This window comes from Corynebacterium tapiri (genome assembly GCF_006334925.1).
In the GTDB taxonomy this organism is placed as follows: Bacteria; Actinomycetota; Actinomycetes; order Mycobacteriales; family Mycobacteriaceae; genus Corynebacterium; species Corynebacterium tapiri.
On sequence record NZ_VDHJ01000002.1, the window covers coordinates 128667 to 148559 of the forward strand.

17 protein-coding genes are annotated in these 19893 nt (G+C 61.1%); 9 read left to right on the forward strand and 8 right to left on the reverse strand.

Going from position 1 to position 19893, the window contains the following annotated elements:
* Positions 1-60: 60 nt before the first annotated feature.
* Positions 61-1452 carry a YkvI family membrane protein gene (locus FHE74_RS01690; protein WP_180339644.1) on the forward strand — a complete coding sequence of 464 codons (1392 nt, stop codon included), beginning with the start codon at positions 61-63 and terminating at the stop codon, positions 1450-1452.
* Positions 1453-1534: 82 nt separating this feature from the next.
* Here the strand turns inward: FHE74_RS01690 and FHE74_RS01695 are convergent, their stop codons facing one another.
* Positions 1535-2800 carry an Nramp family divalent metal transporter gene (locus FHE74_RS01695; protein WP_139464693.1) on the reverse strand — a complete coding sequence of 422 codons (1266 nt, stop codon included), beginning with the start codon at positions 2798-2800 and terminating at the stop codon, positions 1535-1537.
* A gap of 138 nt (positions 2801-2938) precedes the next feature.
* On the opposite strand from FHE74_RS01695, the gene FHE74_RS01700 reads away from it, so the two are divergent.
* Positions 2939-4027 carry an aldo/keto reductase gene (locus FHE74_RS01700; RefSeq protein ID WP_139464694.1) on the forward strand — a complete coding sequence of 363 codons (1089 nt, stop codon included), beginning with the start codon at positions 2939-2941 and terminating at the stop codon, positions 4025-4027.
* A 22-nt stretch (positions 4028-4049) separates the two neighbouring features.
* Here FHE74_RS01700 and FHE74_RS01705 read toward each other — a convergent pair whose 3' ends face one another.
* From FHE74_RS01705 to FHE74_RS01715, 3 genes are all read right to left on the reverse strand, one after another.
* The gene (locus tag FHE74_RS01705; RefSeq protein ID WP_139464695.1) at positions 4050-4538 is read right to left on the reverse strand and encodes a MarR family winged helix-turn-helix transcriptional regulator; all 489 of its coding nucleotides are present in this window, start codon (positions 4536-4538) and stop codon (positions 4050-4052) included.
* A gap of 33 nt (positions 4539-4571) precedes the next feature.
* Entirely contained in the window at positions 4572-5342 is a 771-nt protein-coding gene (locus tag FHE74_RS01710; RefSeq protein ID WP_139464696.1) for a LysE/ArgO family amino acid transporter, read from the reverse strand.
* Positions 5343-5416: 74 nt separating this feature from the next.
* Positions 5417-6496 carry a glutathione S-transferase C-terminal domain-containing protein gene (locus tag FHE74_RS01715; RefSeq protein WP_139464697.1) on the reverse strand — a complete coding sequence of 360 codons (1080 nt, stop codon included), beginning with the start codon at positions 6494-6496 and terminating at the stop codon, positions 5417-5419.
* A 153-nt stretch (positions 6497-6649) separates the two neighbouring features.
* Between FHE74_RS01715 and FHE74_RS01720 the strand changes: the two genes are divergently transcribed.
* The 6 genes from FHE74_RS01720 (at position 6650) to galK (ending at position 12909) form a co-directional block, all read left to right on the forward strand.
* The gene (locus tag FHE74_RS01720) at positions 6650-7576 is read left to right on the forward strand and encodes a DoxX family protein (RefSeq protein WP_139464698.1); all 927 of its coding nucleotides are present in this window, start codon (positions 6650-6652) and stop codon (positions 7574-7576) included.
* Positions 7577-7737: 161 nt separating this feature from the next.
* Entirely contained in the window at positions 7738-8610 is an 873-nt protein-coding gene (locus tag FHE74_RS01725; RefSeq protein WP_139464699.1) for an aldose 1-epimerase family protein, read from the forward strand.
* Positions 8611-8647: 37 nt separating this feature from the next.
* Entirely contained in the window at positions 8648-10306 is a 1659-nt protein-coding gene (locus FHE74_RS01730; protein WP_139464700.1) for a sodium:solute symporter family protein, read from the forward strand.
* 29 nt (positions 10307-10335) lie between these two features.
* Positions 10336-10593, forward strand: a complete 258-nt coding sequence (locus FHE74_RS01735) for a cell wall anchor protein (protein WP_139464701.1) — start codon at positions 10336-10338, stop codon at positions 10591-10593.
* A 6-nt stretch (positions 10594-10599) separates the two neighbouring features.
* Complete coding sequence (galT, locus tag FHE74_RS01740; protein WP_139464702.1) at positions 10600-11718, forward strand: galactose-1-phosphate uridylyltransferase; 1119 nt, start codon at positions 10600-10602, stop codon at positions 11716-11718.
* A 3-nt stretch (positions 11719-11721) separates the two neighbouring features.
* Entirely contained in the window at positions 11722-12909 is a 1188-nt protein-coding gene (galK, locus tag FHE74_RS01745; RefSeq protein ID WP_139464703.1) for a galactokinase, read from the forward strand.
* On the opposite strand, the gene FHE74_RS01750 is transcribed toward galK, so the two are convergent.
* Positions 12910-14238, reverse strand: a complete 1329-nt coding sequence (locus tag FHE74_RS01750) for a purple acid phosphatase family protein (RefSeq protein WP_180339645.1) — start codon at positions 14236-14238, stop codon at positions 12910-12912.
* A gap of 210 nt (positions 14239-14448) precedes the next feature.
* Between FHE74_RS01750 and FHE74_RS01755 the strand changes: the two genes are divergently transcribed.
* Positions 14449-16116, forward strand: a complete 1668-nt coding sequence (locus FHE74_RS01755; protein WP_139464705.1) for an alkaline phosphatase D family protein — start codon at positions 14449-14451, stop codon at positions 16114-16116.
* Here FHE74_RS01755 and FHE74_RS01760 read toward each other — a convergent pair.
* From FHE74_RS01760 to FHE74_RS01770, 3 genes are all read right to left on the reverse strand, one after another.
* Positions 16113-17435, reverse strand: a complete 1323-nt coding sequence (locus FHE74_RS01760) for a glycosyltransferase family 87 protein (RefSeq protein ID WP_139464706.1) — start codon at positions 17433-17435, stop codon at positions 16113-16115. The two genes, FHE74_RS01755 and FHE74_RS01760, sit on opposite strands and share 4 nt — an antisense overlap.
* Positions 17436-17448: 13 nt before the next feature.
* On the reverse strand, positions 17449-19296 hold the full coding sequence (ilvD, locus tag FHE74_RS01765; protein WP_139464707.1) for a dihydroxy-acid dehydratase: 1848 nt from the start codon (positions 19294-19296) through the stop codon (positions 17449-17451).
* 72 nt (positions 19297-19368) lie between these two features.
* Positions 19369-19890 carry a PH domain-containing protein gene (locus tag FHE74_RS01770; protein ID WP_139464708.1) on the reverse strand — a complete coding sequence of 174 codons (522 nt, stop codon included), beginning with the start codon at positions 19888-19890 and terminating at the stop codon, positions 19369-19371.
* Positions 19891-19893 lie beyond the last annotated feature (3 nt).

The window sequence follows — 19893 nt, forward strand, 5'->3', positions numbered from 1 at the left end:
CGATTACCGTTATGGTGACTCACCGTCACCATTCGGATCATTACCAAGGAGTAACTTACCGTGGGACGTACGGTCTCCATTGCCCTGGCGTTTGTGGGGCTGCTCGTGGGTGCGGGCTTTGCCACAGGCGCCGAAGTCATTCAATACTTCATCTCGTTCGGAACCGCGGGCCTTATCGGTGCTGTTGTCGCGGGAATCATCTTCGCGATCGCCGGAGCAATCTTCCTCACGCTCGGCTCGTACTTCATGGCGGAAGAGCACAACTTCGTCTTCCGTAACGTTTCACACCCGATCGCCTCGCGTGCTCTGGACATTTCGGTCACCATCACGCTGTTCGCCATCGGCTTTGTCATGCTCGCCGGCGCGGGCGCTAACCTGAGCCAGCAATTCGGCTGGCCTGCGTGGGTGGGTTCCCTCGCGATGACGATCTTGGTCATGGTCACTGGGCTTTTCGACGTCGACCGCGTCTCCAAGATCATCTCCGCCCTGACACCGTTCATCATCATTGCCGTCATCGTGGCGTTCATCTACACGATGATGAACATTCCTGAGGATCTGGGCGCCGTGGCTGAGCAAGCCGCCAACTCTGAGTCTCCGGTTAGCCCGTGGTGGCTGTCTGCGCTCAACTACAACGGTCTGGCGCTGATCCTTGGCCTGTCCATGTGCCTGGTGATCGGTGGCAACAACAGTGACCCCAAGGCCGCTTTCCGTGGCGGGTTAGCAGGTGGAATTCTCTACACCGTCCTGCTGATCATGGCCGCCGTCGTCATGCTCTTCAACTTCGAAGCAATCGGTGAATCCGATGTCCCGATGCTTCAGCTGTTTGAGAGCATCCATCCGGTGCTGGCCACGATCATGGTGTGGATCATCTTCGGCATGATCTACAACACGGCTATCGGCATGTTCTACGCGCTGGGACGCCGCCTTGCTGCGGGCAACAAGAAGCGTTACACCCCGATCTTCTTGGGCGTGACGTTGGCAGGCTTTGCCATCTCCTTCTTCGGCTTCGATGCCCTGATGACCTACGTGTACCCAGTTCTGGGCTACATGGGCATGATCGTGGTCATCTACCTCGCCTACTGGTGGTTCCGCCACCGTGGCCACATTAACTCTGAGGCAGAACTGCGTGAGCGCGCCACCGAGCTCATCTACAGCCGTGAGCACCCGGACGAGGAGTTCACCAAGGAGGATGCCGCTGAGCTCGAGCGCATCTCCAACGAGTCCCAGATGGATGAGAACGCATTCCACGAGGCCATCCACACCGAGGTTGCCACCGACCTGCACGGTGACGACTCGGTGGACTACGAGGCAACTCGAGTGCCGGACTCCTTCGACTATGCCGATGCGGACACCGCGGGACGCGAGACCGTTGAGGTCGAGGATCTGGAGCGCTCTGCAGCCGAGGCGAAGCTCAAGGGCCAGAAGAACTTCGGAGAAAACTCTGGCGAATAACTCCGCTTAACGCGGCGCTAAAGAAAAGGCCCCACCGTCCTTTTTAGGGTGGTGGGGCCTTTGGCACGTCGAGAAGCGAAAACTAGCTACCCGTGACGATCCCGTACAACTCGTTGATGCCCAGGGCCACGAACATCACAGCGATGATGCCCAGCAGCAGGTTGGACAACCAGCCGTTGCGCCAATTCGCTGGAACGTGATGAGAGTTGAGCAGGAAGAGCAGGGTCAGCGCCAAGAAGGGCATGAAGAGCGCGCCCATGACGCCGTAGGCAAGAACCAGTGCGGTGGGCTTGCCCAGGAAGTGCATGATCATCGGCGGGAAGGTCAGCCACACCAGGTAGCCGCGGAAGTACTTGCCGCCCACGGTGGTGGAGGGGTGATCCTCAGGAAGATGACGGACGTGGCCGACGAAGTCAGCAAACATCAGCGAAACGCCGTTCCACACACCCAGAATGGAGGAGAACGCAGCGGCGAGGAAGCCGATGAGGTAAACGGTGGAAATGGTTGATCCGTAGCGATCCTTGAGGACGGCAGCGAGGTCAAGCAATCCCCGGTCGCCCTTTTGCACGGCGATGTTGGCGGTTTGGAGCAGGTCGCCGCCGATGATGAGCATAGAGATGACGAACAGGCCGGTCAGCACGTACGCCATCGTGTTATCCATGCGCATGATGTTCATCCACTTGGGGCCGTGCCAGCCCTTTTCCCGGAACCAGTAACCGTAGGCCGCCAAGGTCACCGTGCCGCCGACACCGCCTGCCAGAGACATCACATAGACGAAGGAACCGCTGGGCAAGGTAGGTAGGAGGCCGGTAAGAATCTCAGGCAGGTGACGCAGAGAGAGTGTGGCAATACCTACGACGGTAAAGAACATCACCGCGACCATCAGGCTCATCAGCTTCTCAATGAATCCGTAGCGACCCGCCCAAGCCAGGATGAAGGTAAGAATTCCGGAGGTAATTGCCCAGAATGTCACGCTCGTTCCGGGGAACAGGGCGGACATGGCCAGGCCCACGCCTGCGGTACCGGCCGCACCGTAGACAAATCCCCAAATGACTAGGTAGGGGGCAAAATAGATGGCCGTCCAGCGGCCCAGGCTGCGCCAGCCGTGGAACATGGTGTGGCCGGTTGCCAGGGAGTACCGGCCAACGCCTTCCACGAGGATGATCTTCATCGCGGTACCCAGTACACAGGCCCACAGCAGGGCGTAGCCAAACTTTTGCCCTGCGATGAGGGTGGCCACCAGGTCGGCAGCGCCGACACCGGTGGCTGCTGCCACGATTCCGGGGCCGAAGCTGCGCCAGTTGGCGAGGACGCCCCCGCTTTTCGGTTCACTGATAGGTGAAGTCATACCTGCACCGTAGCTGGTGTGACGGGAGTCTCTGCAGGTTTTTACCAACTATTTTCCCGGATTATCGAAATTTCCTTCGCGGCTAGGCTCACGTGCTCGGTGGATGGGTGCACTCAACGGGGCCTAAAGTGGGAAGGCATGAGTTTTCAACGCGATACCCAACAGCCGTACGTGCCCGCAGCGCAGCGCTATCACGAAACGGATTACCGCCGGGTCGGCCATTCTGGCCTGAAGCTGCCCCCGATCTCACTTGGGTTGTGGCACAACTTCGGAGACGACCGACCTTTCGACGTCCAGCGCTCCATTGTGAGGCGCGCCTTCGACCACGGCATCACTCACTTTGACCTCGCGAACAACTACGGGCCGGAACCGGGTGCGGCCGAAAGCAACTTCGGTCGGATGCTGGCAACTGATCTGCGTGGCTACCGCGACGAACTCATCATTTCCTCAAAGGCCGGGTGGGTCATGGGTCCTGGTCCCTACAACTTCGGAGGATCCCGCAAGTACCTCGTTAGTTCACTCGACCAGTCTCTCCAACGGATGGGGCTGGATTATGTGGATATCTTCTACCACCACCGTCCCGACCCGGACACCCCGTTGGAAGAGACGATGTACGCGCTGCGTGACATCGTGGCTCAGGGCAAAGCCCTCTACGTGGGCATCTCCTCCTACGGGCCGGAGCTGACGGCAGAGGCTGCGGAGATTATGGCGCAGGAAGGCTGCCCGCTGCTGATTCACCAGCCGAGCTATTCCATTGTCAACCGCTGGATTGAAGAGCCGGGCGAGGATGGGCGCAGCGTGCTCACCGAATGTGCCGACAATGGGCTCGGCGTCATTGCCTTTTCGCCGCTGGCACAAGGTCTGCTCACCGACAAGTACTTGGACGGCGTACCGCAGGACTCTCGTGCCGGTGCGGGAAAGATGAACGCGGACTTCGTCTCCGAGGACAATGTGGCCATGGCGCGCGCCTTAAACGAGGTTGCGGCAGAGCGCGGACAATCCCTGGCACAGATGGCGCTGGCGTGGGTCTTGCGTGACCAAGGAGCGGAGACGGTGACCAGTACGGTCATCGGGGCGTCTTCCGTCGAGCAGCTCGATGCCAATGTGGGTGCGCTGGACAACCTAGAGTTCAGCGCCGAGGAGCTCAAGCGCATTGATGAGATTGCTCATGACGCCGGAATCAACCAGTGGGCGTCGGCCACCAAGTCCCGCGTGCGCGGCGATTAATGCGACTAGCCAGGGCGGTTGCTTAGTCCGTAGAACGTACTCGCGGCAGCCCTGGCGGGTCGATGCGCTGGAGCACGATGCTGAGAATGCGGTTGAGCTCGTTCGTGTCGTCCTCGGTAAGGCCGTCGAAAACGAGCTCGCGTACCCGGTTGACGTGGCTCGGTGCTGCTGACTGCAGGAACTCCAGGCCCGCCGGGGTGAGGGAGGCAATGTTAGTACGGCGATCCTCTTCCCATTGGCGACGTGTCACCCACCCGCGCTGTTCCAGGCGGCTTGCGACGTGGGATAGCCGGGAGGGCGAGATCGCACACAAGTTGGCGAGCTGAGTCATGGAAAGCTCGCGATTGTCCGCCATCGAGATCTGGGCAAGAGCGAAGTAATCCAGGAGGTTTACTCCGTGGTCGCGCTTGAGCTGCTCGTCGAGGCGGGTGGGCAGAAACTCCGTGACAGCCCACAATGTCAACCACGCTGAGGTTTGGTCGTCGGAGAGCCAGCGGGTTTCGTCGTTCATAGAAGAGGATGATAAACGATGGCTACCCGCCGTTTACATCGCGGCAACCTTAATGGCGAGGCCTACCAACACGATGCCGATGATGATGTTGAGCACGCGCCACACCCGCGGTGAAGATAGCGGTCTGGATAGTGCCTTGGCGCCGTAGCCAACTGCCGTGAAGAAGGAAGCCGAGGCAAGGAAACCTCCGGTGATGAAGAACCAACGACCGGGGTCTCCGTACTGGTTTGCCACGCCGCCAATAATGACAAACGTGTCCAGGTACATGCCCGGGTTCAGCCACGTGACCAGCAGAGACTTGGCCACCGGCGCCATCCAGGCCGGGCGGTTCGCAGGCAGTGTCGGGCGCTTTAGCAACCGACGGCGAGAAGGACGAGACGCGCTGGCAACCATGGAGGAAGCCTCGTTAGGGCCCGTCACCGATCCCAGGGTGCCGCCGAGCTGCGGCTCGTTGTTCTTCATGGATCGGGCGTACTCCTGGTACGCCTTGGAGTCTTGCTGGTCGACCGTTTTCACCTTGTCCAGCGGCTTTAGGGCATCGCGGAACGCGCTGACCGCGAACGCCGAAAGGTAGGCCACCCCGAGGACCTGCAACATGACCAACAACCACGGGGCTGATTCGGTGAGCAGACCGACAAAGAGCATGCCCACCACATAGAAAAACGCCATCGAGGCTGACACGACCGCGATGACGAGTCCCACATACTCGCGTCGCGTTCCTTGTCTGATAAGGAGCAGGTTCAATGGGCCGACAGCAAAGATGATGGAGAGGGTGAGCAAAAACCCAGCAAGCGCGATCGACATACCCCATAGTGTGGACTAAGAACGGGGAGAGCGCGAAACTGCAGCTGGAAAGCGGAGGTTCGCGCACGTCATGGCTATTTTTGGAACGCCTCTGGGTGTTTAACTTCCTCGCCCGCGGGCAGTGGGCCGGGTGGAGTCACTCCGGGAGCGAAGGGCGAGCCGGGGAGGTGCTCGCGGCCGTGCGGCTCGACAAGGCCGGACATGTCCGGGCCCAGCGGCACCACGCGGGTGGGGTTGATCTCACCGTGCGTGTAGTAATAGTGCTCCTTGATCTCCTGGAAATCGGTGGTGTCGCCAAAGCCGGGGGTCTGGAAGAGCTCCTGCAAATAGCCAAACAGGTTGGGCATCTGCGCAATGCGGTTGCGAGAGCACTTGAAGTGGCCCACGTAGACGGGGTCGAAGCGCACGAGGGTGGGGTAGAGGTAGACGTCGGCGAGCGTGATGTGCTCCCCCGCGAGGAAGCGGTGTGTAGATAGATGCTCCTCTAGCCAGTCCAGGGCAGACCATAGGCGGTGGTAGGCGGCCTCGTAAGCATCCTGGGAACCTGCGAAGCCGCACCGGTATACCCCGTTATTGACTTCCTTGAACAGCCAGGAGGCCAGCTCGTCGATACGCGAGCGCAGGTGCTCCGGGTAGAGGTCCGGCGCATGATCCCGGTGGTAGTTCTTCCACTGAATCTGCATATCTACGGGGATTGAGGGGAAGTGGTTGGTGACTACCTTGGCCGACTCGACTTCCACAATGGCGGGGACTGTAATGCCACGTGGGTAGTCGGGGAAGCGGTTGAGGTAGGCCTCGCGCAGGCGATGGAGCCCGGTGGCCGGGTCTTTCTCGTCGGGGTCGAGGTCGAAAACCCAGGAGCGCCAGTCGTGGGTCGGTCCGGCGAGCCCCTGGCTCATCACGTTTTCCAGCCCAAGCAGGCGACGGGTAATCACTGCTCTATGCGCCCAAGGGCAGGCACGCGCCGCCATGAGTCGGTAGCGCCCCGGCTCGACCGGCCAATGGAAAGTGCCATCCTCTTGGGGAACAGGTGCAGACTGAGCGGGTACATCGCTGACGATTCGGTCCTCGATATAGGTGGTATCGCGGACGAACTCGCCATCGGGACTCGCGTTCTGGGCGTTTCCGTCCCAGTCCTTATCGATCGTTGCCATATGGTTCTCTCCCTCGCTCCTATGGTGACGTGTCAACAAGATTAGTGCTTTTCGACGTCCCTGTCCACCGCCAGAGGCCGCGTCAACCTTTGACTTGCCTCGCATCGGCGCGCCGACCTGCACCGAGGAGAAAGCTGGCCTAAGTTAGCCGACATGAAGGACAAGACCCAGCGCCCCGATCGCGCACATCACGACGAGCCGAACGTTCCCACGTACTCGGCCGATGCTTCCGAGCAGGACCCGGAAACCACGGTGTACCAGCGCGCCGGGCGCGCTGCGCCGCAGGAGATCCGCCCACAGTCCCAGAGCGACGCGGCCACCACGGCCTTCCAGGCGCAAGATCGCCACGATGAAGCAGCCTCCGAAACGGCTTACACTGAGCGGATTCCGCGTGAGCCGTACCGGGACCAGGACTTTGCTGCCACCTCCTCCGTTCCTGCGGGCACCGTGCCGGCGAGCCAGGCCGCCTATCTCAATGAGCCGGCCGCAGTTCCGGCGTCCGAGCTCGAGTACGAGGATCTGGAGCACGACGCGGTTTATGCGGAGCCGGAAAAGGCTGATGCGCGCCGCGGAACCATCGACCTGGGCTTGCTGATTGCCCGCCTGCTCCTCGGTGTTGTCCTGACTATCGGTGCGCTGGCAACCTTTTTCCAGCTGGGCGGCAACCCTGGCCTGGCCGGGCTGGAAAATGAATTTGCCGGCTACCCCTGGGCGCGCATCCTCTCCATCGTCATCCCGACCGCGCAGTTGGCTGCAGGCGTATTCCTCATCTTTGGCCTGCTGACCCCGGTGGCTGCCGCCGTGGCCACAGTGGCAACCGGCTTCACTGCGCTCCACGCCTTGGCTTCGTCAGGGCAGGGGCTCAATGTGTTTGCATGGCCGGAGTCGGTCTGGCTGTCCATCGTGCTGCTGGGTCTGTCCGTGGCTCTGCAATTCACCGGCCCTGGCCTCTACTCCCTCGACTTTGGTCGTAGCTGGGCTCGCCGACCGCTGGCCAGCTCCTGGCTCTTCATCGTCCTGGCCCTAGTGGGCGCTGGTGCCCTGTGGTGGTTCGGAACGGGCATTAACCCCTTCGCCTAGGCGGTTCTTGGGGTAAGCCTCGGTCACTGCGTGTGACCGAGGCCATTTTTTACCCAAAAGCGGGGGAGGAAATGGGGTGATCATCACCATTGCGTCGGTTTTGTGACGGTTCTGGCAAAACGCTGGACTTAAGCTAAAACGTGGAGAAAAGGAGTACCACGATGCATATCCGCTTGCAGCACGGCCCGTACAGCGCAACGATCTCCACACTCGGAGGTGGGGTGAGCTCTTTGTACTACGAAGACGCCCCACTGCTGTGCGGATATGACACCGACTATGCGCCTCTATCCTCTGGTGTGATTCTTGCTCCATGGCCCAACCGCGTTGCCGACGCTGCGTTTATCCATCGGGGAACGCTGCATCGGCTCGACGTATCAGAGCCTGCTCGAAACACTGCTATCCACGGGCTCGTCACCGATAAAGAGTGGAACGTAGCGCACCAGGACAACGACCGACTCACCCTCACGCTTTACTGCTCCCCGCACCCCGGATGGCCGTGGCCTTTGAATTATGCGGTCGACTGGCAGCTCAGTGAGGACGGGCTGCACATGCATCTCACAGTCGACAACATCGGCAAAGAAGACGTGCCCTTCGGCCTGGGTCTACACCCGTACCTCAGTGCCTTCGGAAGCCCGCTTGACGAGTGCACATTGCACCTCGACACCACTCATCAACTCCCGCTCGACCCTGCCCGCAACCTTCCCGCAGGGCCACTCTTTCCGCAACGGGCACCGGAGAAGATGGAGCGAGTCTGGCTCGATCACTGCTTCACGGTAGGAACTTTCGACGCCCGCCTGGTTAACAGCGAGGGCCGCGGAGTCCAGCTGCGAGCCGACGAGTCCTTTGGATGGGCTCAGCTCTTCACCGCCGACCCGGCACTGCGAGCAGGCTACCCAGGAATTGGGCGTGCGTTGGCCGTGGAGCCGATGACGTGCCCGCCAGACGCACTGCGCTCTGGGCGGGACCTGATGTACCTGCCACCTCAGTCGTCGCAAAGCTTCCACATGCAGTTTTGCGCGATTGCCCCTGTCTAAACCCCAAACACCCCTAAGCTAGGAAGGCTCTACGGCCATGTCAGCCGAATCAGCACTCCGCCTCGATGCGACGTTCATCGACTACGCCATCGTGGCCATCTACTTCTTGTTCGTCCTCGGCATCGGCTGGGCAGCTCGGTCCCGCATCTCCGATTCCATTGACTTCTTCCTCTCCGGGCGCTCATTGCCAGCCTGGGTTACCGGCTTGGCGTTCATATCCGCCAACCTCGGTGCGGTGGAAATCGTTGGCCACTCCGCCAACGGTGTTTCCTACGGTTTCGAGACGATGCACTACTTCTGGATCGGTGCAGTCCCGGCCATGGTGTTCCTAGGCATCGTCATGATGCCGTTCTACTACGGCTCCAAGGTCCGCTCGGTTCCTGAGTTCATGCTACGTCGCTTTGGACCTGGCGCTCATCTGGTCAATGCCCTGTCTTTCGCCATCGCGCAGCTACTGATCGCTGGCGTGAACCTGCTTTTGCTCGCCAAGGTGGTGAACGCCCTACTGGGTTGGCCGCTGTGGATCACCCTCGTCGTGGCAGCAGCCATCGTGCTGTCCTACATCACGTTGGGCGGTCTCTCCGCCGCGATCTACAACGAGGTTCTGCAGTTCTTCGTCATCATCGCCGCACTCCTCCCGCTGACACTGATCAGCCTGCACAACGTGGGCGGCTGGGCTGGCCTGAAAGAGAAGGTGGCGGACCCGCAGCACTTCCACACCTGGCCCGGCACCGAGATCTCCGGTTTCGAGCACCCGATCGTCTCCGTCATCGGACTGGTCTTCGGCCTGGGCTTCGTACTTTCCTTCGGTTACTGGACCACCAACTTCGTCGAGGTGCAGCGCTCGATGGCGGCTGACTCGTTGTCGTCGGCGCGCAAGACCCCGATCATCGGCGCGTTCCCCAAGATGCTCATCCCGTTCATCGTGGTCATCCCCGGCATGGTCGCTGGCGCCACGGTAACACCCATCATGGATGGCTCGGCGCAGCCGAACGACGCAATCCTTTACCTGATGCGCGACATGCTGCCCAACGGTCTGTTGGGTGTGGCTATCGCTGGTCTGCTGGCCGCCTTCATGGCCGGTATGGCCGCCAACATATCCGCCTTTAACACCGTGTTCAGCTACGACCTATGGCAGTCCTACGTGGTCAAGGATCGGCCGGACAACTACTACCTGAAGGTCGGTCAGGTGGCTACCGCCGTGGCAGCGATCGTGGCGATCCTGACTGCCCTGATCGCGCAGAACTACGGCAACGTCATGGACTACCTGCAGGCGCTGTTCGGATTCTTCAACGCACCGCTGTTTGCCACCTTCATCCTGGGTATGTTCTGGAAGCGCATGACCCCAACCGCTGGTTGGGCCGGGTTGGTCACTGGTACCTCGGCCGCTGTTGCTTACTGGGCCGTGGCTACCTTTGGCGGAACCGACATTGCGTTCTTCAACCTGCCGGGTCAGGGAACCGCATTCGTGGCAGCCTCCATCGCCTTCGTCGTCGACATCGTCGTGTCCGTGGCAGTCTCCTTGGTTACCACCCCGAAGCCTGATCATGAGCTGGTGGGATTTGTAAAGTCGGTGACCCCCAAGGACACGCTCACCGATGCCCATGAGGCCACGCTGCCGTGGTATCGCCGCACTGTTCCGCTGGGTGCGCTCTGCCTCGCCCTGGCACTGCTGCTCAACATCGTCTTCGCCTAAATCGTCACCAGAAAGGAAAGGTGTTCACCATGGCACGTCAACACACTGCCGGTGCTTTCGACATTCGCAACATCATCGGCGCACTGCTTGGGCTTTACGGAATCATCCTGCTGGTGGCCGCGTTCTTCGTGGACCCGGGAATCGACGTTTCCACCGGGCAGCCCAAGGATTCCAGCTACAACCTCTACTGCGGCATCGCGCTGCTGTTGATCGCTGCAGCATTCATCGCATGGTCGCTGCTCAAGCCCGTCGTGGTCGATCAGCCAGACACCGTTACGGAGAAGTGATTAATCATGAGCCCGCATCCCGTCCGCGTCACGCGAGGCAAGCTCAACGACGGTCGCGAGATCATCTATTTCGATGACACCGAGCCGTACTTGAGCGGAGAGGCCACGCGCAGCCTGGAGGATACTCGAGATCTTGGCCAAGCCTCCTCGTTCTCCGAGGCTCGCCGGGACCCGCTGACCGGCGATTGGTACGTCTACGCCGCCCACCGAAATAACCGCACATTCATGCCGCCGGCGGACCTCAACCCGCTGGCACCCACCAAGCCTGGGGCATTTCCCACGGAAATCCCCGCGGACGACTACAACGTGGTCGTCTTTGAGAATCGCTTCCCGTCGCTCTCGCTTCACCAGGACACCGCCCCGCTGGACCCCTTGCTCGACGGATTAGTGGAGCGTATGCCCGCTGCTGCGCGGTGCGAGGTTATCTGTTTCACCCCGCAGGCCACCGGTTCGTTCCGCGACCTGCCCTTGGAGCGCGCACGCACCGTCATGGAGGCCTGGGCCCACCGAACCGCCGAGCTGTCGAAGCTTCCGGGTATCCGCCAGGTCCTGCCCTTCGAAAACCGCGGGGAGGAGATTGGAGTCACCCTTCAGCACCCCCACGGCCAGATCTACTCCCTGCCGTTTTTGAGCCCACGTGCCCAGCGCATTCAGGAACAGGCCCGCGCTTTCGGTAAGCCGGGTGCGCTTTTCGACGCCCTTCTGACCGCAGAGGAGAATGCACAGCAGCGCGTTATTCGCCGTGGTGAGCACTTCCTCGTCTTCGTGCCGGCTTTTGCCAAGTGGCCGGTGGAAGCCATGATCATGCCGTACCGCCACGTGGCAGACATCGCAGAGCTCACCGACGACGAGCGGGATGAACTCACTGAGCTGTACCTCGACCTGCTGAGGCGCTTTGACCACTATTTCGAGGGAGTGGACAAGACTCCCTACCTGTCGTGTTGGAACCAGGCCCCGGTAGGTGAGGGACGCGAGTATGGCCGGCTGCACCTACAGATCTTCTCGCTGATGCGCTCGTCAGGCCGCATGAAGTTCCTCGCCTCCACCGAATCGGGGCACGGGGCCTGGATGTCGGACACCACCCCAGAGGCAATCGCCGAACGACTCATTGCAGTAGGAGAGTAGGAAATGACTACGTGGGTTCAAGCCCGCAGCGCTGACCAGGCAGCCGACGACGCACTCGAGCTCTTTCGCTCTCACTTCGGCGAGGAGCCCAGTGGTGTGTGGTGCGCGCCGGGTCGGGTGAATCTGATTGGCGAGCACGTCGACTACGCCGGCGGAATCTGTCTGCCTTTTGCCTTGGAACACGCCACCTACCTCGCTGCTCGCGCGCGCGAAGACAGCCTGGTGCGGCTGGTGAGCGAATTTCACGGCCGCGCCCAGGTTGGGCAGGTCGATCTGCGTGAGGTAGGCCCCGGGAATCCTTCTTCGTGGGAGGGGTACGTGGTCGGCCCGCTGTGGGCGCTCGGTCTCACGCAGGGGTTCGACTTCGCGATCGTCTCCGACGTCCCGGTGGGAGCCGGTCTGTCGAGCTCAGCCGCCCTGGAGTGCTCGGCCGCCGTTGCTGCGGTGGAACTGGCAGGTGCCGATGCAACGCCAGAGGATATTGTGCAGGTAGCCATTCGCGCCGAGAACGAGGTAGTGGGGGCATCGACCGGCGGGCTCGATCAGACGGTGGCCATGTTTGGCCAGCAAGGGCACGCGCTAGCCATCGACTTCCTCGACTGGACGCATAACAGCGTGCCTTTCGACCTGAAGGAGCACAATTTGGGTCTGCTCATCGTGGACACCAATGCTCCGCACCAGCTGGCCGATGGGCAGTACGCTTCTCGACGCACGATCGCCGACCAGGTCGCCCACACCGCTGGCCAGGAGGTCTTGAGGAGCGTGCAGGATCCCCGACAGGCAGCCGAGGAGTTTGCGGCTGCATCCGGGCGTGATGTGGAGGAAGTCCAGCGGCGAGTACGCCACATCGTTAGCGAAATTGAGCGCACTCAGCAGGCGATCAAAGACCTGAAACACGACGACTTTGAAGCGTTTGGCCAGGCCATGTTCGCCTCTCATGCTTCGCTGCGGGATGACTACGAGGTCACAGTCGCGGAACTCGATCTGGTCGTCTCTACCGCCGAGCACCACGGAGCTGTAGGAGCGCGCATGACGGGCGGCGGTTTTGGTGGCTCCGCCATCGTGCTCGCGAATGCGGAGCGCATCCCCGAGATTGCTCAGAGCATTGACGCGGCCTTCGCAGAGGCCGGATTCAATGCTCCGGGCTTTGCCCAGTCGCGCGCGAGTGCCGGGGCCCGTCGGGTCCGCTAACTATTTGCGCAGGGTCACCTTGTCCACAACCTGCGGGTTGTGGACGTTATAGGTGGTCACAGTGAGCTCCGTGGGCGTGACTGCAACCTTGGAGTAATCCGGGGTGTAGTCCTGCCTCCACACGGCTGTGGAGGGGTGCATGTCCTCAGGCTTGAGGAACTCCTGCCGAGCGTTCGGAAGCTTTCGGCCATCCTCAGCCTGGAAGTCGTAGAATTTGCCGGCTCCCGTGGTCGAGGTCGCGATGTAGAGCGTCTCGTTGGCGCCTGGCGTCAACACATCACCGCGCTTCGCGGCGGTGGATGGAATCACCGGCTGGGTGCCGTTCATCAGATGCGAGCGGGTGTAGATGTGGTCGTGGCCTGAGAGGACCAGGTCCACACCGACCTCAGAGAATACGGGGGTGAGCTGTTCGCGAATCGCCCTCACGTCGTCGTCCGTGTAGTGAGTTCCCTGGGAGAACGGAGAGTGGTGTTCGGTGACGATCACCCAGTCTTTGTCCTGGCCGTGCTCGGCCACAGTAGAGCGGACAAAGTTTGCCTGATCTGCAATCTCCTCAGGAGAGGAGAGGTTGGTGTTGAGCGACACGAAGAGCGCGTTATTGCGCTCATAAAAGTAGTTGGAGTCCCCGTGCTCGTTAGGCAGCGCGCTGTGCTCACGGAAGTGCGCCATACCCTCCAGATAGGTCGGGTAGGTCTCGTGGTTGCCGGGAAGCACCGCGGTGGGAATAGAACGCAAAGCGTCTGGCTCGAAGAAGTGGTCGTACTGTTTGGTCACAAAGGCCACTCCGCCCCAGCCATCAACCTGGTCGCCCAGGGAAAGTAGCATCTCGGCATTAGGCGCATCCGCTAGGCCGGCAGTGACCGCGGCATTCCAGTTATCGGCTTGTTCACGGTCGAAGGCCACCCCTCCCACGCCGATCTGGGCATCGCCAAAGGCCAGAAAATCCCAGGTGTCGTCCCCGTCGCCGGTTCGGAAGGACTGCGGCTGCGACCAGCCAGCGGCTTCGGTGCCAATCTGGTAGGCGTACTCGGTGTTCGGCTCAAGTCCAGTCAGCACAGCTTCCTTGGAGAAGTACGTGGTGATGCCGTGCTCCTCAGCCTTCCCGTCGACAATTACTGCGTTGGCAGGCGCATCAGTGGGGTAGAAGCGGACCTGTTCCGGGGCGGGCGATGGGCTACGCCACGTCAGCGTCTGCTCGCTTTCGTTAGCTCCCACGCCAAGCATGACGCGAAAGACGTCAGCCGACTGGGCAGCTGCAGGTGTGACTGGAATGAGCGCGCTCGCGGTGGCGAAACCGAGGGCTGCGGCGGAGATGCGAATGCGGGTCATGGGGTAGGCGAGTCCTGGGGTAGGGGAGTCCTGGGGTTTGGGGATATGTAACGACCCAGCATTGAAGCAGATGGCAATGAACGCTTGGCGACGTCCATGTAAGCCAAAAGTGAACCGCAGGTGACCGATGAGATCCCGCAGCATGAATTCATGGTGAAAACCGGCCCCAGCGTTGGTCGTGTACAGCGGGGCTATTTCACCATGGTGGGTATGACAATTTCCCGACGTTCTCTCCTGTCGTCCTCGGCGGCCGCCATTTTCGCCCTGACCTCGGTGCGTGGTCTGGGTTATGCACATGCCCAATCGTCCTCCACCGGGGGCGCGCCTGCTCCGGTACCGCCAGCGAACATGGGAACTCTGCCGTTTATCCACGGTGTAGCCTCTGGCGACCCTTACCCAGAGAGCGTGATTCTCTGGACGCGCGTGACCCCCTCGCGCGACGCTCTGCCAGGTTCCGGACTGGGGAAGGCGGTGGAGCTGACGTGGGAGATCGCCACAGATCACGGTTTTGGGTCGATCGTCGGGCGAGGTTCGGCATCCGCTACTGCTGAACGCGACCACTGCGTGCACGTAGAAGCCAAGGGGTTGGAACCAGCAACCGAATACTTCTACCGGTTCCGTACTGCTGACGGCGCCCTCTCTCCGATTGGCCGCACCAAGACTGCCCCGGCACGGGGAGCCTCGGTTGCCGAACTCAACTACGCGATCTCCTCCTGCGCGAACTGGGAATCCGGATACTTCGGCGCCTACGAGCACATGGCTAGCGCTAATTTCGATTTCATCGTTGGCCTTGGTGACTTCATCTACGAGTACGGCACCGGCGAATACGCTGGCAAGCATGGAGTGGTGCGCACCTTCCAGCCCACAAACGAGATTGTCACCTTTGAGGACTACTGCATCCGCTACGGCCAGTACCGTACAGACCCATCACTACAAAAGGCGCAGGCCTCGGCCCCGTGGATCGTTACTTGGGATGACCACGAGATGGCCAATAATGCCTACCGCGACGGGGCGGAGAACCACACGGATGGCGTTGTCGAAGGCGGTTGGCAGGAACGTCGACAAGCGGCCAAGAAAGCGTTCTACCTGTGGCAGCCCCTGCGCCCGGCATTGGAGGGGTTCGAGGCGCCGATCTATCGCTCGTTTACCTTCGGCAACCTAGCGCAGCTGACCATGATGGATCTGCGCTCCTTCCGTGACCCGGAGACGACTCCCATCCAGTTCGCAGATCCTGGACGAACCATGCTGGGGGAAGATCAGTTCGCCTGGGTCGAGCGCGAAATCGGCGCGGCACATACGCGCTGGAACATGCTGGGCAACTCGGTGATGATCTCCCCACTGAAGATCCTGACGCTGCAGCAGCACAGTTCGGACCCCGCCGTGAAGGACGCACTCGCCGTGATGCAGCAACAGGCGACCGGAATCGCCGTGAACTCGGACCAATGGGACGGATACGCCCACGAGCGAGACCGGCTCCTCAAGCTCTTGGCTTCCTCCGAGGCACAGACGCTCTTCCTCACAGGTGATATCCACTCCGAATGGGCGCACAGCGTGGTTGCCGATGGCCGTGAAATCGGCTGCGAGATCGTGTGTACCTCGGTCTCTGCGCCCAATATCGACGATCTGCTGACCAGCTACACGGGAATTGACCACCCGCAGGACAATTCCACCTCACAGCTAGTGGAGTCATTGCTTAAAGACGCCAACCCCTGGGTCAAGCACATTGACTTCGACGCCCATGGTTACACCGCGTTGAAACTCACCGCGAACCAGGTGCAGGCGACGTATCAGCGTGTGGCCAATGTGGCAGACCCTAGCACCCCGGTAACTCCGGGAGCCAGCGTTACGTGGAACGCAGAAGGCGGATTCACGGGCTAGTTCACCGGGCGACTTGGCGCGCCGGGTTGCGTCGCCTGAATGCTTTGCCGCGGAATCTGGCGCACCGCGAGCGCCACGGCGATGAGGATGGCCATTCCCAGCCAGACGTAGTCGGAGACCAAGATCTTCTGCCACAGCGGCAGGGCAAAGACGTTGATAGAGTCTCCGAACCACCACTTCGGGGGCACAGTGATGACGCAGGCCATCCACACAATCAGCACGCCGATCAGGCCCGTCGGGCGGGGGAAAACGGTCACTGCCCGCCAGATCCATACCGGGATGAAGACTGCAGCCCACACCCAGTGGTGCGACCAGGACACCGGCGAGATCAGCAACATCACGATCGCATTGACCAACACGGCATCCACGGTTAGTCCGCGGCGCAGCAGTGCCACCATCAGGAGGGCGCCCAGGCCAATCGTGGCCAGCACCAGCACCAACCACAGCACATTGATGAGCGTGGAGTGCGTATCCAGCCACTGCGCCGAAGGGCTAAAACGCATGAGCATGCCCTTGAGCGAGCTGTTGGATTGGTAGGTGGTGTCCACACCGATCTGCGACTCGGTTCCCATGCCGAGGAGTGTGGAAAAGTAGAACTGAATCGTTGAATCCAGACGCCACAGGGCCGCCAACAGGGTACACACCACAGCGCTGATGGCCGTGGTGATCAGGGCGCGGAAATCCTTGCGCAGAAGCAGGTAAAGACCAAAGGCCAGGGGAGTCAGCTTGATCGCCGCCGCAATTCCGATGAGGGTTCCGCGCGGTATCCATTTGGTGTTGCGCGGTGCTAGGTCGATGAGCACCAGGCACATCAGGAAGGCGTTGATCTGGGCGAAACTGTTGTTGAGTCGGATGGGCTCGAACACAAGCACCAAAGCCCAGGTGGCAGCGGTGAGCAGCCGAATCAAGGAGATAGGCAGGCCCTTACACACCGCGCGGAGGACGAAGTAGAGGCCGAACAGCAAAAACAGATTGCTGATGCCGATCATGATGTTGCCCGCGATGTCGTCGCTAAGCCACGAGGGCGCGGTCAGCGGCACCATCACGAGCGCGCCGAAAGGCGGATAGATGAAGGGCAGTGCGAGATCCCCGGCCATCATGGGCACGGTGTACATCTCGCCACCATCCATGAACGCGCGGACGCCGGCGCGGTAAATCGCCATGTCTACGGGGAAGTCGACAGCGCGCATCTGTGCAACGCTGATGAACCCGCCCACCAGAAGGATGGCGGCGGTCATTAGGGAGTAGGCGACGCGGCGCCCATGGCTTTCCGAAACCACGGGCGCCTCATATTCGGTGGGGTGCAGGTTCAGATTCATGACCCCACGGATCTTAGTCGACCTGGCGCACTGCACCCTTGTCGGCACTCGTGGCCATCGAAGCATAGGCACGCAGGGCCTTGGTCACAGTCCGGTTGCGGTTCTCGGGCGTCCACGGCTTCTCGCGGGCTTCCATCGCTTCTCGACGCCGTGCCAGCTCCGCGTCATCGACGTCCAAGGTGAGTTTGCGCTCGTGCACGTCGATGGAGATGGTATCCCCGTCCTCGATCAGGGCAATGAGCCCGCGGTGGGCAGCCTCCGGGGAGATGTGGCCAATAGATAGACCGGACGTGCCGCCGGAGAAGCGGCCATCGGTAATCAGAGCACACTTTTTGCCCAGGCCGGCGCCTTTGAGGAAGGAGGTGGGGTGCAGCATCTCCTGCATGCCCGGTCCGCCCGAGGGGCCCTCGTAGCGAATAACGACGACCTCGCCCGGTTGGACCTCCCGCTTGAGGATGATGGATACTGCCTCCTCCTGGGAGTCCACCACACGAGCAGGACCGGAGAAGGACCACAATTCCTTCTCCACGCCCGCGGCCTTGACCACAGCTCCGTCCGGAGCCAGATTGCCGCGCAGGACCACGAGACCGCCGTCCGAGGAAAAAGCGTGCTCCACGGAGTGAATGCATCCATTTTCGCGATCAGTGTCCAGGCTGTCCCAGCGCGTCGACTGCGAGAATGCCTCGGTGGTGCGCTTTCCACCAGGTGCTGCATGGAAAAGCTCGACGGCGCGCTCTGTCGGGGACTCACCTCGAATATCCCACTCGTTCAGCCAGTCGCTGAGGTTGGAATAGGCGACGGAGTGGACGGAATCATCCAACAGGCCCGCCCGGTGCAGCTCGCCGAGGATTGCCGGGATGCCTCCGGCTCGGTGAACGTCCTCAATGTGGTACTTGCCGTTCGGCGCAACCTTGGAGATGCATGGAGTGCGGTAGGAGATGTCGTCGATATCCGAGAGCGTGAAATCAACCTCGCCCTCCTGTGCTGCCGCCAGGATGTGGAGCACAGTGTTGGTCGAACCGCCCATGGCCATATCGAGCGCCATGGCGTTGCTAAAAGCCTGCTTGGTGGCAATGGAGCGAGGCAAGACCGAATCGTCTTCCTCTCCGTAGTAGCGCCGACACAGCTCGACGATCTGCTGCCCTGCCTGCTCAAACAGCTCACGGCGGGCGCTGTGCGTGGCCAGAGTGGTGCCGTTGCCCGGGAGCGAGAGACCCAGCGCCTCGGTCAGGCAGTTCATGGAGTTGGCTGTAAACATGCCCGAGCAGGATCCACAGGTCGGGCACGCAGACTCTTCGACTTCGCGCAGCTTGTCGTCGGAGACAGCCTCGTTCGCAGAGTGGGCGATGGCAGAGATGAGGTCAGTCGCCGCTCCATCTGTAGCCACGCCGTCGATGACGACGGCCTTGCCGGCCTCCATCGGGCCGCCCGACACGAAGATGGCGGGGATGTTCAAACGCATGGCTGCATTGAGCATGCCCGGGGTGATCTTGTCGCAGTTGGAGATGCACACCATTGCGTCGGCGGTGTGAGCATTGACCATGTACTCGACGGAGTCGGAGATGATCTCGCGCGAGGGCAGGGAGTACAGCATTCCGCTGTGCCCCATTGCGATGCCATCGTCCACGGCGATGGTGTTGAATTCCTTGGGCACACCCCCGGCAGCACGAACCGCGTCGGCGACGATGTCACCTACGTTCTTGAGGTGGACATGGCCGGGGACAAACTGGGTGTAGGAGTTCACGATGGCCACGATGGGCTTGCCGAACTCATTCTCCTTCGTTCCGGTAGCACGCCACAGGGCGCGTGCCCCAGAAGCCTGCCGACCGACAGTGGTCACAGCTGACCTCAACGGGATCATGTGAAGCTCCTTAAAAACGATTTTCTATAGGTCTATGTAAAACACCCACAGTACTGATCGTGTGAAATCTAGCTAGTGCTGACCACGCTGATGCGCCTGGTATTCCTCCTGCGTCATCAGCACCGAATGCCCATTCCGGTCAATAACCTCCACCTTGCCATCAGCGGCGACCTTGGCGTCGGTGACAGGATCCGGGATGCGGCCGCGGGATGCCTCAGAGAGCCGAGGAAGTGAATTAAAGGTCACGCCGGGAAGGACGATGCTGTCACCGTTCTTGTCTTCTGCAAGCGCCCGGGACCCCCGATAGCTCACACCAGAGACGTCTTCCCAAGGCAGGTGAGCGCCCTTACGAAACGCATACACAGCGCTAATGCCCTTGTCATCGACCGTCGTGTGGGCCTTGAGCGCCCAGTAAATGAAGAGCGCCGGAAACAGGAAGAGCCAGAACGTCTTCAATGGTGCGAAGCCGACGAGGAAGACGAGGAGGAAGAGCATCAACACAGCGGCGATGAGGTGGCCACGATCGGGCCGGAAAACACCGCGGTGATCCTTGTCTGTGGGGTGGCCGGTAGATGCTGTATGCCGGGTAGTCATGCT